This window comes from Streptosporangium sp. NPDC004379 (genome assembly GCF_042873875.1).
In the GTDB taxonomy this organism is placed as follows: Bacteria; Actinomycetota; Actinomycetes; order Streptosporangiales; family Streptosporangiaceae; genus Streptosporangium.
Genome location: NZ_JBIAMC010000006.1, coordinates 280,705 through 296,496 on the forward strand (window position 1 = coordinate 280,705; position 15,792 = coordinate 296,496).

Genomic DNA, 15,792 nt, shown 5'->3' on the forward strand with positions numbered 1-15,792 from the left:
CCGGCGGGGTGATCCGCGGAGCAGGACCCGAACCGCTTCTCACCGTCCCGCGGAGTCCTCGCCCAGCCCGTCCCCCCGCGGGCCGGGCGAGCACGGACCGGCGCGGTGCCGTACGGTGACTTCCGCCGCCGTCGCACGGCGGACGGCCCGGCCGTGACGGGAGCGGACCCGGGACGCGGCAGGGGTGGGAAAAAGAGAGGTGTTTCGGGTGAGTGATCTGGGCCACGTCCTCGTGCTGTCGGGCGGGCTGTCCTACGAGCGTGAGGTGTCCCTGCGCTCCGGCCGCCGGGTGAGCGAGGTGCTGCGCGCGGCGGGGGTCCCGGTGGAGATCCGCGACACCGACGCCTCCCTCGTGCCCACCGTCCTCGCCGACCCGCCCGACGCGGCCTTCGTCACGCTGCACGGCGGGTCCGGTGAGGACGGCGCCATCCGCTCGGTTCTGGAGCTCCTCTCCGTCCCGTACGTGGGCGCCGGACCCGACGCCTGCCGGGTGGCCTACGACAAGCCCACCGCCAAGGCGGTCGTGCGTTCCGTCGGCCTCCGCACCCCCGAGTCGGTGACCCTGCCGAAGGAGACCTTCCACGACCTCGGCGCGTCCAAGGTGCTGTCCCGGATCGTCGAGCGGCTGGGCCTGCCGCTGTTCGTCAAGCCGTCCCAGGGCGGTTCGGCGCTCGGCGCGTCGGTCGTCCGCACGGCGGAGGAGCTGCCCTCCGCGATGGTCGGCTGCTTCGCCTACGGCGACACCGCGCTGATCGAGCAGTTCGTCGAGGGCGTCGAGGTGGCGGTCTCCGTGCTCGACCTCGGGGAGGGTCCGATGGCCCTGCCGCCCGTGGAGATCGTCCCGGACGGAGGGGTGTACGACTACGCGGCCCGTTACACCGCGGGCCACACCGAGTTCTTCGCGCCCGCCCGGCTGTCCCCCGAGGTCGCCGCGGCCTGCGCCGAGATGGCGGTGACCGCGCACACCGCCCTGGGACTGCGGGACATCTCCCGTACGGACCTCATCGTCGACCCTTCCGGTCTGCCGCACTTCCTGGAGGTCAACGTCGCCCCAGGCATGACCGAGACGTCCCTCCTACCGATGGCCGTCGAGGCGGCCGGAGACGACCTCGGCACCGTATGCCGGGTGCTGCTGGAGCAGGCCGCCGCCCGCGGCACGGCCTGACCCTCCCGCGACGCACCTGGCCTCACCCGACCCGCCGGGCCGGCGTGCGGGCGCGAGGCCGGACTCATCCGGCCTCGCGCCCGCACTGACGCCGCGCCACCTTACGAGCGGTGCGGCGCCGTCGCCCCGGGCCACCCGCGCCGAGTTCCGTTCCGTGGACTCCCGCCTCGGGGAAGACCCACGAAGCAGGTTCTAGGGTGGTCCCCGTGCTGACTTCCACCCCCTTCCCGAAGAGCTTCGCCAGCGACAACCACGCGGGCGTCCACCCGGCGGTCATGGCCGCCATCACCGAGGCGAACACCGGAGACGCCCCCGCGTACGGCGGGGACCGCTGGACCCGGGAGATGGAGGACGCCTTCCGCGCCGAGTTCGGCGACCGGGCGACCGTCTACCCCGTGTTCAACGGCACCGGAGCCAACGTCGTCGGCCTGAGTCTCCTCCTGCGGCCCTACGACGCGGTGCTCTGTCCCGTCAGCGCGCACATCAACACCAGCGAGTGCGGCGCTCCCGAACGCCTTCTCGGCACGAAGCTGGTCCCCCTTGCCACAGAGGACGGCAAGATCTCGGCGGAGGACGTCCGGGGACAGCTCTCGGCGCTGGGCAGAATCCAGCATTCACAGCCCCGCGTCGTATCCATCTCCCAGGCGACCGAGTGCGGCACCTGCTACACCGCCGACGAGGTCGCCGAGCTCGCGGAGTTCGCCCACTCCCGCGGTCTCCTCCTGCACATGGACGGGGCGCGGCTGGCCAACGCCGCGGCCGGGCTCGGCTGCTCGCTGCGCGCCCTCACAACGGACGCGGGGGTGGACGTCCTCAGCTTCGGCGGCACCAAGAACGGCGCCATGGGAGCCGAGGCGATCGTCATCCTCAACCCCGAGCTGGACGCCTCCGCGTTGTTCCTCCGCAAGCAGGCGATGCAGCTCGCTTCCAAGATGCGTTTCGTCTCCGTCCAGCTGGCCACGCTCCTCGCCGGTGAGCTCTGGCGCGAGAACGCCGCCCAGGCCAACGCGATGGCCCGCCGGCTGGCGGAGGGCGTCACCGGGCTTCCCGGGGTCTCGCTCCGCTACCCCGTCCAGTCCAACTCCGTCTTCCCGGCACTTCCGGAGAAGGTGATCACCGAACTCCAGCAGCGGCATCCCTTCCACGTCTGGAACGCCGAGGAGCACGTGGTCCGGTGGGTCACCTCGTTCGACACCACGGCTGAGCACATCGACGCCTTCCTCGCCGACATCCGGCTCACCGTACGGGCGGCTGCCGACGCCTGACCGGCTACGGGTCCCGGGCCACGGGTCCCGGGCCACGTCGACCGCGATCCGTGAACAGTCGCGGTGCGCGCCAACCGCGGCCCGTGACGGTCGCGGTTCGCGTCGCCCGCAACCCGCGACGGTCGCGGCCCGTGGCAGTCGCGACCCGCGACGCTCGTGACCCGGGGCGGCCGCTGCCCGCGACGCCCGTGGCCCCGCGACGGTCGCTGCCCGCGGTGGTCGCCGCCCGCACCGACTTTTCCGGGCCGCAAGGCCGACCGGCTGGCCCCGACGGTACGGGTCGGCCGACTCTCTCGACCGTACGGCCGGCCACCGCCGTCCGGCCGTACGATCACCGATACAGCCGAATGAACGTCAGGCCGCGCGGGCGGTGATGTTTCACGTGAAACACCGCCCACGAGCTGACCCCACGGAGCAATCCACGGCTTTCTCCGGAGAGCCGGTCACCGGGGTGGAGCGCCTATGGACGGCCACTGTTTCACGTGAAACATCGCCACCAACGGCTCCCGGCAAAACGACTACGGCCGTATCCGTCCCCCTGGACGGTGGTTGATCTGCACGTGAGGAAGGGTGAGCAGCCTCCGTGGATCGTCTCAGACGGCTTGGGGGAACGGATCGAGCCGCTGTGCCGAAGGCGGAGCGACGGCAGCGCCACCCCGGTCGCACGCGGCTGGATGACGCAAAGCCCCGTGGCATCCTGTTCGTGCTCCACACCGCGATCCCGTGGGAGTTCCTGCCCCGGGAACCCGGCTTGGGCTCGGGAATGACCTGCCGGCGGCGGCTGCGCGGCTGGCATCACGCCGACATGTGGGAATGACTGCGCCGGTTCCTGCTGGCCGCGTTGCACTGCGCCGACAGGCTCGACTGGTCCAGGGCGGCTGATCATTCTGTTGGGAGTCGCAGCAAAGCATTACTGGGAGGAGTTGCCGGTGAGCGCCGAGCGGGTCGCGTGCAATGACGCCAGGAGTTGCAGCCGGTCCGCGTCAGCGCTGCCCGGCTCGGCGGTGAAGACCAGCATGACCGGGCCGGGGTTGCCGGGCAGCGGATAGGTGTCCCAGTCCAGGACGATGTCACCGACCTCGGGAGCCCGGAAGGTCTTGGTGCCGCTGACCGACGCGCGTACGTCGTGCCGGGCCCACAGCCGCTGGAACTCGACGCTGCGGATGCTCAGCTCACCGACGATCGCGGTGGCGCGCGGATGGGTGGGGTCTGTGGCGACGGCGGCGCGCATCATGCCGATGTAGTCCAGGGCCTGCCGCTCCCAGTCCGGGCACCTCCGCTCGCCGGTCAGCGTGTCGTCGAACATCAGCAGGAGCATGTTGAGCCGGTGGGGCGGGTAAGCGTCCGGGGCACCGAGCAGCGCCTCCGCCATCGGGTTCCAGGCGAGCAGGTCGAGGTGCCAGCCGAGCACGACCGCCGGGGTGTCCATCACCCGCAGCAGCCGCCGTGTGCTGTCCGGCACTCTTTCCGGGCCCCGGTCCACCCGGGTGGATACCGGCCGGCGGGCGGCACGGGCCAGGGCGAACAGATGTCGGCGTTCCTCGCCGTCGAGGCCGAGCGCCCCGGCGAGCGCGTCCAGGACATCGTCGGACGGGCGCACTTCCCGGCCCTGCTCCATCCGCTGGTAGTAGTCGGTGCTCAGCCCGGCCAGCAGGGCCAGCTCCTCGCGCCGCAGCCCGGTGACCTTTCGCCGGCCGCCCGGCTCCAGGCCGACGTCGTGTGGATGCAGCCTGCCGCGCCGGGCTCGCAGGAAATCTCCGAGTTCACGAGCGTACGGATTGGTCATGCCGTAAGTGTGCTGCCTCACTGGGCCGTCCATGGTAGGTCCCGCAGACCTAGGCAGCCGGGAACGATCGAACCGGCCCGCGTTGCTCCTAGTGTCGTCGGTCTACCGTACCGATGCCCGCAGGAGCAGCAGATGACCGGATGGACCGCCGACCACGTCCCCGACCAGCACGGCCGGATCGCGGTCGTGACCGGCGCGAACTCGGGCCTCGGTCTGATCACCGCGACCGAGCTGGCCCGCCACGGCGCCCATGTCGTGCTCGCCGTCCGCAACACCGCCGCCGGAGAGGAGACCGCCCGCCGGATCGGCGGCGACGTCGAGGTGCGCGAGCTGGACCTGGCCTCCCTCGATTCGGTACGCGCGTTCGCCGCGAAGCTGGCCGCCGACCACTCGGTGATCGACCTGCTGGTCAACAACGCCGGCGTGGTGTTGCTCGGCCCGCGCCGCACCTCCGCCGACGGTTTCGAGCTACAGCTCGGCACCAACATGCTGGGCCACTTCGCGCTGACCGGCCTGCTGCTCAACAGGCTGGCGGCGGCGAGGCGATCCCGGGTGGTCAGTCTCAGCTCGATCACCCACAAGAACGCGCACCTCGACTTCGACGACCTGATGTTCGAACGTGACTACCGGGCCGCTCCCGCCTACGGCCGATCCAAGCTCGCCACCACGATCTTCGGCGTGGAGCTGGACCGCCGCCTGCGCGCCGCCGGATTGCCGATCGTCAGCACGCTGGCTCACCCCGGTCTCACCCGTACCAACCTGACTCCACGTGCCTGGGAGCACCGTGGCCGGTTCGGGCAGATGATCGCGCGGCTCGGCCTGCTGGTCACCCAATCGGTGGAGCAGGGCGCGCTGCCGCAGTTGCGCGCCGCGACCGAGCCCGGTGTGCGGGGCGGTCAGTTCTTCGGGCCGTCCAGACTCTGGGAGACACGGGGGCCGGTCACCGAGGCTCGGCTCAGCCGGGAGGCGGCCGATCCGGCCGTCGGCAAGCGGCTCTGGGCGGCGGCCGAGGAACTGACCGGCGTCAGCTACCTGTGAACCCTGTCGGCAAGCGAGCCCGGGCGGAGCCCGCAGGGGTGGCTGATGTTTCACGTGAAACGTCAGCCACCCCTGTACGACCCCGGAGGTCGCCCTCACCGAGATCGGACGAGTGGTCACCGAGATCACATCCGCGGTCGTGGAGGTGACAGCCCTCTCTGGATCCGACCGGATGGAACCACCAAGACAGGCCGGGTGGGCCGCCAAGACCGGCCGGGCCGTGGCCGGCCGGGCCGTAGCTGGGTGGGCCGTAGCCGGGTGGACGCGGCCGGGTGGACGCGGCCGGGTGGACGCGGCCGACCCGACCGTGGCCGGGTGGCCGTGGCCCGGCCGGGGCCGAGGCAGGGTTCAGCGCCGAAACGGCGGCGATTCGATTCGGCACGGTGATGACGGCCAGGCTACGGCTGGACGACGGCCCGGCCGCGGCCGAGCAGCGAACGGTCCTCGCGGGGAGGTGCGGTTCGACCTGGAGCGAAGACCACGGCGGCCCGATGTTTCACGTGAAACGCCGGGCCGCCGTCACAGCTGGACCGTCAGCTCTCGCTGTCCCCCATGGAGTCCGGGGCCATCGTCGCGATGATGCGCTCCAGATCGTCGATGGTGGCGAACTCCACCACGATGCGCCCTTTGCGGCGACCGAAGTCGACCTTCACCCGGGTCTCGAACCGGTCGGAGAGCCGGTCGGCGAGCTGGCGGAGAGCCGGCTCCTCGACGGGTTTCGCCCGAGGCGCCCGGGGAGCCGGGGCCGGAGCGGCCTTGGCGTCGCCGACGGCCACGATCTCCTCGACCTCCCGGACCGACAGCAGCTCCGCCACGATCCGGCTGGCGAGGTGCTCCTGGGCGGCCGGGTCGTCCAGTGTCAGCAGGGCACGGGCGTGCCCGGCGGTGATCGTGCCCGCCGCGACCTTCCGCTGGACGTTGGGTGGCAGCTTGAGCAGGCGCAGCGTGTTCGTCACGTGGGTACGGGAACGACCGATGCGGGTGGCGAGCTGCTCGTGGGTCGCGCCGAAGTCATCGAGGAGCTGCCGGTAGGCGGCGGCCTCCTCCAGAGGGTTGAGCTGCTCCCGCTGGAGGTTCTCGATGAGGGCGTCCAGGAGGAGCTTGTCCTCCTGGGTGTCGCGGACGATCGCGGGGACCTCCGAGAGCCCGGCGCGCTCGGAGGCGCGCCAGCGGCGTTCCCCCATGATGAGCTCGTAGGCGTCGTCGTCCACCGGCCGGACCACGATCGGCTGGAGCAGCCCGACCTCGCGGATCGAGATGGCCAGCTCGTCCAGCGCGTAATCATCGAAGATCTCGCGGGGCTGGCGCGGGTTCGGCCTGATCCTCCCGATCGGGATCTCCAGGAAATAGGCGCCCGCGACCGGCTGAAGGCCGGGCTGCCGCCCCTCCGGCGACTCGGGCTCCATGATGACCGTCGCTGCGGTCGCACCGGTGGTCACGACCGGCTCCTGGACCGGCGTCCGTACCTCCGTCATGGCCGGGCCGGTCGGGATGAGCGCTCCCAGTCCCTTGCCCAGTCCCCTCGGCGGCTTGCTCACTGCCTCTCCCGGCTCACGTCGGCGTCCCTGATGATCCTCGTAATGATGACAGCCACAGTCCCCTGGACGCTCACACCGCAGCGCCGCGGTAGGCGATTTCGCGTGCGGCGTCCATGTAGGCCATCGCGCCGCTGGAGCCCGGATCGTAGGTCATGACGGACTGGCCATAGCTGGGTGCCTCGGACACGCGGACGCTCCGCGGGATGACCGTGTTCAGCACGGTGCCGCTGAAATGCGACCGCACCTCCTCCGCCACCTGGGAGGCCAGGCGGGTCCGCCCGTCGTACATCGTCAGCAGGATGGTGGACAGGTCGAGCGTGGGATTGAGGTGGGCGCGGACCAGGTCCACGTTTCGCAGCAGCTGGCCGAGGCCCTCCAGCGCGTAGTACTCGCACTGGATCGGGATCAGCAGCTCGTTCGCGGCCATCAGGGCGTTGACCGTCAGCAGGCCGAGCGAAGGAGGGCAGTCGATGAGGACGTAGTCGAACTCCTGGGCCTTGTAGGCGTTCAGCGCCCGCTGGAGACGTGCCTCGCGGGCGACCATGGAGACGAGCTCGATCTCGGCGCCGGCCAGGTCTATCGTGGCGGGGGCGCAGTGGAGGCCCGGCATGTCCGGGACCTCCTTGACGACCTCCTCCAGCGGTACGTCCTCGACCAGGACCTTGTACATGTCCGGCACGTCACCGCGGTGGTCGACGGACAGTGCCGTGGAGGCGTTGCCCTGCGGGTCGAGGTCGACCACCAGGACCCGCTGACCGTGCATGGACAGCGCCGCCGCGAGGTTCACCGACGTGGTGGTCTTACCCACCCCGCCCTTCTGGTTGGCGACCGTGAAGACGCGGGTCTTCGGCGGACGCGGCCATACGGCGTCCCGGGGCACGCTGGAGTTTCCTGGAGCGGTCATGGTCGTCTGGGCCGATGTTTCACGTGAAACCACTGAACTGAGTGCCTCTCGTACCAGCGGCGAGTCGCCGGGGCTAAGGGGTGGCTGGGTCACCTGGGTCACGGTCGCCGCCCTTTCGATCGGCCGGGCCACGGCTTCGGAAGCCGGGACCGGCCAGCCCAGACCACCGGGGTGTCCCGCTGGCAGGGCGACGGAATTCTCGGGCCAGCCGAGACCGCGTGTCGCGCCCGAGATCGCATTTCCACGGTCATTCACTGGCTTCGTACTCGCTTTGCTCGGTCTTACCGGTGGCGCTGCCCGGCTGTCTACTGCTGCCGGGTCCGTTTCACCCGCGGAGTGCGGTCCTTCCCGCGGACCGCCTGGCGCGCTTTCCCGGGGGGCCGACCGGCGACCACCCGGATGAGAGTTGCCGGCGGCTCGACCTTACCCTGCCCGACGGACACAAGTTCGGCGGTTTGTACCCCACTGGCCCGCAACTGGGCTTCTGCGTCCGCCAGTTCCCCGGCCGCCCGCTCTCCCTTGAGCGCCAGGAGCTCACCGCCCTCGCGCAGCAGGGGGAGCGCCCATTTCAGCAACCGGTCGAGCGGCGCCACCGCCCGCGCGCAGGCCACGTCGAACTCCCGCCGGCCCGCGACCTCCTCCGCCCGGCCGCGCAGTACCTCGACGTTGCCGAGCCCCAGCGTGTCCACGCACTCCTGGAGGAACGTCGTCCGGCGCAGGAGCGGCTCCAGGAGCGTGACCTGGATGTCGGGCCGCACGATCGCCAGGACCAGGCCGGGAAGGCCGGCGCCCGAGCCGATGTCCACCAGACGCACACCGGCGGGGACGGCCTCGGCGACCACCGCGCAGTTGAGCAGATGACGGTCCCAGATCCGGGGCACCTCACGCGGGCCGAGCAGCCCGCGAACCACCCCTGGACCGGCCAGGAGCCCGGCGAACTCCTCCGCTCTCGACCAGGCGTCGCCGCTGAACACCTCGCGCGCGACCTCGGGCGCCTCGGGGATCTGCTCGCTCACTCGACGCTCACTCTTTCTCAGAAACTGTCATGGTCAGGGCGTTCCAAGGCTAACGGGCCGCTCTCGTCGACAGGCACCGAAGAGGGCCGGGGAAAAGGCCGTCGTGTCCGGGGGAGCGGTTCCCTGGCGAAAAGCCGTACCTGGAGAGGGCCGTTCATCGGGGCAGATCGTGACAGTCAGAGGAGGCGGTTCACCGGCGAAAGGCCATGCCCGGAGAGGGCACGGTTCGCCGGCGGGCAGGCCGTACCCGGAAGCCAGCCGGCGAAAGCCCTGGAGGAGGCCCTGGAGGAAGCCCTGGAGGTTCGTCGGGGAGAACCGTGCCCGGACGGCGTGGGAGGGGGACGGTCCGGTGACGAAAAAGGCCGCCGCCCCTGGACGGACCAGGGGCGGCGGCCGGTGCTCGCGTCCGCCGCGGGGAGTCAGGCGGGCAGGACCACCACGAAGCGCCGGGGTTCCTCGCCCTCGGACTCACTTCGCAGGCCCGCCGCCGCGACCGCGTCGTGGACGATCTTGCGCTCGAACGGGGTCATCGGCTGGAGCGCCTTGGGCTCGCCGCTGTCCCTGACGTCCGCGGCGACCTTCGTGCCGAGGTCACGCAGTTCCGCCCGGCGGTGGTCGCGGTAACCGGCGATGTCGAGCATCAGCCGGGACCGCTGGCCGGTCTGGCGGTGGACCGCGAGCCGGGTCAGCTCCTGGATCGCCTCCAGTATCTCGCCGTTGGCGCCGACGAGGTCACCGCCCTTGACGTCCACCACCGACACGACGGCGCGGTCGCCCTCGACGTCCATGTCGATGTCACCGTCGATGTCGGCGATGTCGAGCAGACCCTCGATGTAGTCCGCCGCGACCTCGCCTTCCTGCTCCAGCGCGGCGAGGTCCGGAGCCGTCTTGACGGTCTCCTTCTCGGCCTCGGTCACTCCGCCACTCCTTCGTGCTGTCGGGGCTGGGTCGTCATGACTTCTTGCTACCGGTCCGCTTGCTGCGGGGCTGACGGGTCGGCTGCTGGCGGACCACCTTGGGGCCCTGCTCGACGGGAGGAGCGGGGGGCTCCTCGGTCTTCCTGACCTTGCTCAGCAGGCCCGGCTTGGGCTCGGGGGTCACCACGTTCCCCTTGGCGTCGATCGTGGGCGAGGGGTTGCGGCTGTAGAACCAGTGCTGCTGGCCCAGCGTCCACAGGTTGGTGGTGACCCAGTAGAGGATCAGGCCGAGGGGGAAGTTCAGCGAGAAGATGGCGAACAGCGGCGAGACGTACATCAGGATCTTCTGCTGCTGCGCCATCGGGTTGTCCGGCATCTGCGCCGCCGAGCGGGTGACGCTCTGCCGGACGGTGAGGAAGGTGGTCAGCGAGCTGATCGCCACGAAGACCGCGAGCACGATCTTCGTCTGGATCGGGTTGGCGCCGCCCAGGGCCTGGATCTGCTCGGAGCTGGTCCAGAAGGTGGCCGGCAGCGGGGCGCCGAAGATGTGCGCCGCCTGGGCGCTCTTGACCAGCTCCCACGACATGCCGAACTTGGGCTGGCCGTTCACCGTCGCGCCGTGCGCCATCGCGTTCAGCACGGTGAACATCGAGATGAAGATCGGGAACTGTGCCACGATCGGCAGGCAGCCGCCGAGCGGGTTGGCCCCGGCCCCCTGGTACAGCGCCATGACCTCCTGGTTCATGCGCTGCTTGTCGTTCTTGTAGCGCTTGCGCAGCTCTTGGACCTTGGGGGCCAGCTCCTGCATCTTCTTCGACGAGCGCATCTGCTTGAGGAAGAGCGGGAAGATGAGCAGCCGCATCAGCACGGTCAGCGTGATGATGGTCAGCGCCCAGGTCAGCCCGCTGTCAGGGGCGAGGAAGCTGCTATAACCCTGGTGGATCCAGGTGATGACATGGGCGACGGCCGTGTACAGCCAGTTCAGCCAGGACAGCTCCACGGAGCTAGCTCCCTTGCGTTTCGTCGGACCGGACCGGGCGTGGGGGCACCGGGTCAAAACCTCCGGGATGGAATGGGTGGCAACGCCCGATTCTCCGGATCGTCAGCCATGTGCCGCGCAACGCGCCGTGAACGGCCAGGGCCTCCAGACCGTAGGCGCTGCACGAGGGGTGGAAACGGCAACGGGGACCCAGCAGGGGGCTCACGTAGGCCCGGTAGAGCCGGATAGGAGCCATCAGGGTCCTGGCGGCGGGAGTGCCGCCGTCGGTCTGCTGCGCCGTCATCATCGCCCATCCATGCGAGCCTTGGGAGGCTCTCGCCGCCTGAGTAAACGATCCAGCGCGACGTCGAGTTCGGCGGCAAGGCGCTCGCTTCGCGCGGACGCGGCCGGTGGATTGGCGCGTACAACCAGCAGGCTACCTCGCGGGAGACGATCCAGGCGTTCTCGCATGAGGTGTCTCAACCTGCGCTTGACGCGGTTGCGGACGACCGCGCCTCCCACGGCCCGGCTCACCACGAACCCCACCAGCGGCGGATCGCCGTTCTCCGGGCGCATGCCCAGATGCGCGACCAGGGTGGGACGGCCTGCTCGGCCTCCCCTTCTGACCGCGCCGGCGAACTCCTCGCCCCGGCGCATGCGGGATTCGGACGGCAACATGAGTGGGTCTTCGCGGGATCCGGGCAGGTACGGCTATCGCCCGCCGGCTGTCACGGCCGGCGGGCGAAGAGACGCTGCTGCCCCGGCCCGGCGAACCGGGCCGATGGATACGTCAGGCGGAGAGCTCGGCGCGGCCCTTGCGACGGCGGGCGGCCAGGATGGCGCGGCCGGCGCGGGTGCGCATACGGAGCCGGAAGCCGTGGGTCTTGGCGCGACGACGGTTGTTCGGCTGGAAAGTACGCTTGCTCACGAGTGGGCTCCAGGCTCAGGGCGCGGCCCCCAGCACATGGGGACGCTTGACAGAGTGGCTGGCTTACCGAAAGCGGGGCATGCGAAATAGCCGCCGCATGGTAAGCCGACCGTCGTACGTTACGGTGCCCGCGTGTCCCAGGTCAAACCGGCGAGCGGGCGCCGGACGGGTTTTCCACGAATCCACAGCCCCTTCGTCCACCGCCGCCCCGCCGTCCACAGGACGTGCACCCAGCCTCCCCCGTACTGCCACTAGGCTGTGGACAACGTCTTGAACAGAGATGTGGACAAGACTACTGTCGGCCCTTCCAGACCCACTCTCCGCTGCGACGATGCGCCGGGCGGCGGGCGCGGGGCTGTGTACACCGTGTGGATTGCCTGTGGATTCCGGATGGTGGCCCTCCGGGCCTCCGGGGCGCCCGGCGGGTGGACGGCGGGAGGATCCGGTGGAACCGGCGGCCGCCGGTTGTGGATAACGGGAATCGCGGTGAAGCTCGGTCGGGGGCCGCGTCTGAGGAGGTGAGCCGGGCCGTGGATGACGTGGATCTCGGTGCGATGTGGGCACGCGCGCTGGAGAACTCCCTCAACGAGAGCGTCCCGTCCCAGCAGCGTGTCTGGCTCGGCATGACCCGGCCGTTCGGCCTGATGAACGACACCGTGGTGCTCGCCGCGCCCACGGACTTCGCCCGTGACGTCCTGGAGAACAAGCTCCGTCCCCTGATAAGCCACGCGCTGTCGGCGGAGTTCGGCCGTCCCATGAAGGTCGCGGTCATGGTCGATCCCGGGGCCGCCGGCCCCGAGACCGCTGTCTCTCCCCGGCGCGACACTTTTCCACAGGCTCCGGCCCTGGGTTACGCACAGGGCCAGGGACAGCCACAGGGTTATGCACAGCCCATGTCCTCCCAGCTCGGAGACGGTTCCTCCGCTCAGGACGGCTACCGGGACCCGGGGTCCGGGGCGACGCCGTCCACCGGTTATCCACAGCATCAACCACAGGGTGGACGGTTTCCCTACCCGTACGGGCGGATGGACGAGCCGGCTCAGCCGTACCTTCCTCCGGACGACGCGGAGGCGGAGCGTCCGGGCGAGCGCGGCCCCGGCGGGCACGCCGGCCCCGCGGGCTCCGGCGGCTACGGCCAGGGAGGTCCCGACGGCTACGGCTCCGCGGGTCCCGACGGTTACCGGCCCGCGGGCGCGGGAGGCCCCGGCGGGCACGGAGGCCCTGGCGGTCCCGGCGGCTCCGACGGTTACCGGCCCCCGGGTGCGGGAGGTCCGGCGGGTCCCGGCGGGTACGACCCGCGGCCCGCGCCGCCCCGCCCCGAGAACGACGCCTTCGACCGGCCGTCACCCGTGCCGGGCCCGCCGCCAGCCCAGACGCAGAACAGGTGGGACGGCCGCGGCGGCCGTCCACAGGGGGAGCCGGCCAGGCTGAACCCGAAGTACACCTTCGAGACGTTCGTCATCGGCTCCAGCAACCGGTTCGCCCACGCCGCGGCGGTCGCGGTGGCCGAGGCGCCGGCCAAGGCGTACAACCCGCTGTTCATCTACGGTGACTCCGGCCTGGGCAAGACCCACCTGCTGCACGCGATCGGCCACTACGCCCAGAGCCTCTACGACGGCGCGCGGGTGAGATACGTGAGCTCCGAGGAGTTCACCAACGACTTCATCAACTCCATCCGCGACCACAAGGCCGACGGCTTCCGCGCCCGTTACCGGGCCGTGGACATCCTGCTCGTGGACGACATCCAGTTCCTGGAGGGCAAGGAGCAGACGCAGGAGGAGTTCTTCCACACGTTCAACACCCTCCACAACGCCAACAAGCAGATCGTCATCTCCAGCGACCGCGCGCCCAAGCAGCTGGTCACGCTGGAGGACCGGCTGCGCAACCGCTTCGAGTGGGGTCTGATCACCGACGTCCAGCCGCCGGAGCTGGAGACCCGCATCGCGATCCTGCGCAAGAAGGCGATCCAGGAGGGGCTGGCCGCGCCGCCGGAGGTGCTGGAGTACATCGCCAGCCGGATCTCCACCAACATCCGCGAACTGGAGGGGGCGCTGATCCGGGTGACGGCGTTCGCCAGCCTCAACCGGCAGTCGGTCGACCTGCAGCTCACCGAGGTCGTGCTCAAGGACCTGATCACCGAGGACGCCGGCTCGGAGATAACGGTCGCCACGATCATGGCGTCCACCGCGTCCTACTTCGGCCTGTCGGTCGACGACCTGTGCGGCGGCTCGCGCTCGCGGGTCCTGGTCACCGCCCGGCAGATCGCCATGTACCTGTGCCGGGAGCTCACCGACATGTCGCTGCCGAAGATCGGGCAGCAGTTCGGCGGCCGTGACCACACGACGGTCATGCACGCCGACCGGAAGATCCGTTCCCTCATGGCGGAGCGTCGTTCGATCTACAACCAGGTCAACGAGCTGACCACGAGGATCAAGCAGCAGTCTCGCGGCTGATGAGACTCGCCACTCCGTGATGCACAGGCTGTGGAAAACCTTGTGGACTGAAGGTGCGAGTCGCCCGAAGACGGATTATCGGGGCATTCGGCAGTGGTCATCACCTGCGAACGAACATGACTCGGCCTCATCGGCTGGGGACAAAGCTGGGGAGAACCTGGGGAAAAGCTGGGGAGAACTCGTGGACAACCTGTGGACGCCCTGTGGGGAGAGTTTTCCCCAAGGACAAAACGGTCTCTTACCCAGTGGATAACCTGGGGAAACCTCGTGGATAACCGGTGGATGAACACCCCTTGATCTGGGGACGGCCTGTGGGCAAACCTCGGCCGTCCACAGGCCGCCGGGTTCTCCACACCCTTAACCCACACCCCCGGTGGATGAAAAAACTATAGTTGACCTGCGGAAACAATGGTCTTCCACAGTTTCCACACCCCCTACTGTGATGACTCCATGTATCTCTCTAAGAACATCAAGACCCATAGAGGGGTCCCGGAGCACACAGGTGCGGGACAGTGAACACCCGAACCCAAGGCGGCGAGCGACGAGCGCTCGCCACACAGGAGGCAGATCCCCGTGATGTTCCGGATCGAGCGAGACGTCCTCGCTGAGGCGGTCGCATGGACGGCGCGCAGCCTTCCGGCGCGTCCCTCCGTGCCGGTGCTGGCCGGCATGCGTCTCGAGGTCACCGACGGCGGCCGGCTCAAGCTCTCCGGCTTCGACTACGAGGTCTCCGCCGAGGTGACCCTCGAACCCCAGAGCGGCGAGGCGGGCGTGGTGCTGGTCTCGGGCCGGCTCCTCGCCGAGATCACCCGGGCGCTGCCCGCACAGCCTGTGGACTTCGTGGTGGACGGCGCCAAGGCCGTCGTCACCTGTGGAAGCGCCCGGTTCACACTTCTCACCATGCCTGTGGAGGACTACCCCTCCCTGCCCGCCATGCCGCCGGCCGCCGGACGGGTGGGCAGCGATGTGTTCGCCTCGGCCGTGGGCCAGGTCGCCGTGGCAGCGGGCAAGGACGACACCCTGCCGATGCTGACCGGCGTGCGCATGGAGATCGAGGGCGACACCGTGACCCTCGCCGCCACCGACCGCTACCGGCTGGCCGTACGCGAGCTGAAGTGGCAGCCGGGGCAGCCCGACTTCTCGGCGATCGCCATGATCCCGGGCCGCACCCTCGCCGACGCCGCCAAGGCCCTGGGCAGCACCGGCGCCGAGGTCGAGATCGCGCTGAGCTCGGCGGGCGGCACCGGTGAGGGCATGATCGGCTTCTCCAGCGCCGGTCGCCGCTCCACCACCCGGCTGCTCGACCCGGAGTTCCCCAAGTACCGCTCGCTGCTGCCGACGGAGTTCTCCGCCCGCGCCGACCTGTCCACCAGCGCCTTCGTCGAGGCCGTCAAGCGCGTGGCCCTGGTCGCCGAGCGCAACACCCCGGTCCGGCTGGCCTTCCGCGGAGGCGAGGTCGTCCTGGAGGCGGGCACCGGCGACGAGGCCCAGGCGGTCGAGGTGCTGCCCGTCGACTTCGACGGCGACGACATCAACATCGCCTTCAACCACCAGTTCCTGCTGGAGGGGCTCGGCGCGATCGACTCCGACGTGGCCCGCCTGCAGATGACCACCTCCACCAAGCCGGCGATCCTCACCGGCGGCAAGCCCATGGAGGACGGCGGGACCCCCGACTACCGCTACCTGATCATGCCGATCCGCCTGTCGAGCTGACGCGGCCCGGGTCCCCGGCCGCTCCTGCCCCCGGAGGGCGGGGGCGCGCCAAGGGCGGGACGTGCCGAAGGACGGGACGCGCCGCCCGCC

At 70.2% G+C, this 15,792-nt stretch carries 14 protein-coding genes and 1 pseudogene; 6 read left to right on the forward strand and 9 right to left on the reverse strand.

Going from position 1 to position 15,792, the window contains the following annotated elements:
• The first annotated feature begins 208 nt into the window (after nucleotides 1-208).
• The 3 genes and pseudogenes from ACFYSC_RS15750 to ACFYSC_RS15760 all read left to right on the forward strand — a co-directional run.
• Complete coding sequence (locus tag ACFYSC_RS15750) at nucleotides 209-1,165, forward strand: D-alanine--D-alanine ligase (protein ID WP_389961531.1); 957 nt, start codon at nucleotides 209-211, stop codon at nucleotides 1,163-1,165.
• A gap of 206 nt (nucleotides 1,166-1,371) precedes the next feature.
• Entirely contained in the window at nucleotides 1,372-2,430 is a 1,059-nt protein-coding gene (locus tag ACFYSC_RS15755; protein ID WP_389961536.1) for a threonine aldolase family protein, read from the forward strand.
• A gap of 625 nt (nucleotides 2,431-3,055) precedes the next feature.
• A pseudogene (locus tag ACFYSC_RS15760) lies at nucleotides 3,056-3,310 on the forward strand (transposase); the annotation flags it as partial.
• A gap of 30 nt (nucleotides 3,311-3,340) precedes the next feature.
• Here the strand turns inward: ACFYSC_RS15760 and ACFYSC_RS15765 are convergent.
• Nucleotides 3,341-4,216 (reverse strand): helix-turn-helix transcriptional regulator, encoded by an 876-nt coding sequence (locus ACFYSC_RS15765; RefSeq protein WP_389961538.1) that lies wholly within the window; start codon nucleotides 4,214-4,216, stop codon nucleotides 3,341-3,343.
• A gap of 132 nt (nucleotides 4,217-4,348) precedes the next feature.
• Between ACFYSC_RS15765 and ACFYSC_RS15770 the strand changes: the two genes are divergently transcribed.
• On the forward strand, nucleotides 4,349-5,254 hold the full coding sequence (locus tag ACFYSC_RS15770; protein WP_389961540.1) for an oxidoreductase: 906 nt from the start codon (nucleotides 4,349-4,351) through the stop codon (nucleotides 5,252-5,254).
• Between the two features lie 533 nt (nucleotides 5,255-5,787).
• Here ACFYSC_RS15770 and ACFYSC_RS15775 read toward each other — a convergent pair.
• The 8 genes from ACFYSC_RS15775 to rpmH form a co-directional block, all read right to left on the reverse strand.
• Nucleotides 5,788-6,792 carry a ParB/RepB/Spo0J family partition protein gene (locus tag ACFYSC_RS15775; protein ID WP_362944768.1) on the reverse strand — a complete coding sequence of 335 codons (1,005 nt, stop codon included), beginning with the start codon at nucleotides 6,790-6,792 and terminating at the stop codon, nucleotides 5,788-5,790.
• A 70-nt stretch (nucleotides 6,793-6,862) separates the two neighbouring features.
• The gene (locus ACFYSC_RS15780) at nucleotides 6,863-7,696 is read right to left on the reverse strand and encodes a ParA family protein (RefSeq protein WP_389961542.1); all 834 of its coding nucleotides are present in this window, start codon (nucleotides 7,694-7,696) and stop codon (nucleotides 6,863-6,865) included.
• Between the two features lie 305 nt (nucleotides 7,697-8,001).
• Complete coding sequence (rsmG, locus tag ACFYSC_RS15785) at nucleotides 8,002-8,712, reverse strand: 16S rRNA (guanine(527)-N(7))-methyltransferase RsmG (protein WP_362944772.1); 711 nt, start codon at nucleotides 8,710-8,712, stop codon at nucleotides 8,002-8,004.
• Nucleotides 8,713-9,131: 419 nt separating this feature from the next.
• Complete coding sequence (locus ACFYSC_RS15790; RefSeq protein ID WP_389961544.1) at nucleotides 9,132-9,629, reverse strand: protein jag; 498 nt, start codon at nucleotides 9,627-9,629, stop codon at nucleotides 9,132-9,134.
• 34 nt (nucleotides 9,630-9,663) lie between these two features.
• Complete coding sequence (gene yidC, locus ACFYSC_RS15795) at nucleotides 9,664-10,629, reverse strand: membrane protein insertase YidC (RefSeq protein ID WP_389961546.1); 966 nt, start codon at nucleotides 10,627-10,629, stop codon at nucleotides 9,664-9,666.
• Nucleotides 10,630-10,633: 4 nt separating this feature from the next.
• Nucleotides 10,634-10,912, reverse strand: a complete 279-nt coding sequence (yidD, locus tag ACFYSC_RS15800; protein WP_362944847.1) for a membrane protein insertion efficiency factor YidD — start codon at nucleotides 10,910-10,912, stop codon at nucleotides 10,634-10,636.
• Complete coding sequence (gene rnpA / locus ACFYSC_RS15805) at nucleotides 10,912-11,286, reverse strand: ribonuclease P protein component (RefSeq protein ID WP_389961548.1); 375 nt, start codon at nucleotides 11,284-11,286, stop codon at nucleotides 10,912-10,914. The genes yidD and rnpA overlap by 1 nt, the downstream gene beginning before the upstream one ends.
• Nucleotides 11,287-11,398: 112 nt before the next feature.
• The gene (gene rpmH, locus ACFYSC_RS15810) at nucleotides 11,399-11,536 is read right to left on the reverse strand and encodes a 50S ribosomal protein L34 (protein WP_010849920.1); all 138 of its coding nucleotides are present in this window, start codon (nucleotides 11,534-11,536) and stop codon (nucleotides 11,399-11,401) included.
• A 530-nt stretch (nucleotides 11,537-12,066) separates the two neighbouring features.
• Between rpmH and dnaA the strand changes: the two genes are divergently transcribed.
• Nucleotides 12,067-13,989, forward strand: coding sequence for a chromosomal replication initiator protein DnaA (gene dnaA, locus ACFYSC_RS15815; protein ID WP_389961550.1), 1,923 nt, complete (start codon nucleotides 12,067-12,069; stop codon nucleotides 13,987-13,989).
• 573 nt (nucleotides 13,990-14,562) lie between these two features.
• Nucleotides 14,563-15,702: a DNA polymerase III subunit beta gene (gene dnaN, locus ACFYSC_RS15820; protein ID WP_389961552.1), complete on the forward strand. Its 1,140-nt coding sequence runs from the start codon at nucleotides 14,563-14,565 to the stop codon at nucleotides 15,700-15,702.
• Nucleotides 15,703-15,792: the final 90 nt, after the last annotated feature.

Bases quoted from the DNA above. Each gene is read 5' to 3' on its own strand.
- ACFYSC_RS15780 (WP_389961542.1), bottom strand. From the start codon at position 7,696: ATGACCGCTCCAGGAAACTCCAGCGTGCCCCGGGACGCCGTATGGCCG.
- rnpA (WP_389961548.1), bottom strand. From the start codon at position 11,286: ATGTTGCCGTCCGAATCCCGCATGCGCCGGGGCGAGGAGTTCGCCGGC.
- yidD (WP_362944847.1), bottom strand. From the start codon at position 10,912: ATGACGGCGCAGCAGACCGACGGCGGCACTCCCGCCGCCAGGACCCTG.
- ACFYSC_RS15765 (WP_389961538.1), bottom strand. From the start codon at position 4,216: ATGACCAATCCGTACGCTCGTGAACTCGGAGATTTCCTGCGAGCCCGG.
- ACFYSC_RS15770 (WP_389961540.1), top strand. From the start codon at position 4,349: ATGACCGGATGGACCGCCGACCACGTCCCCGACCAGCACGGCCGGATC.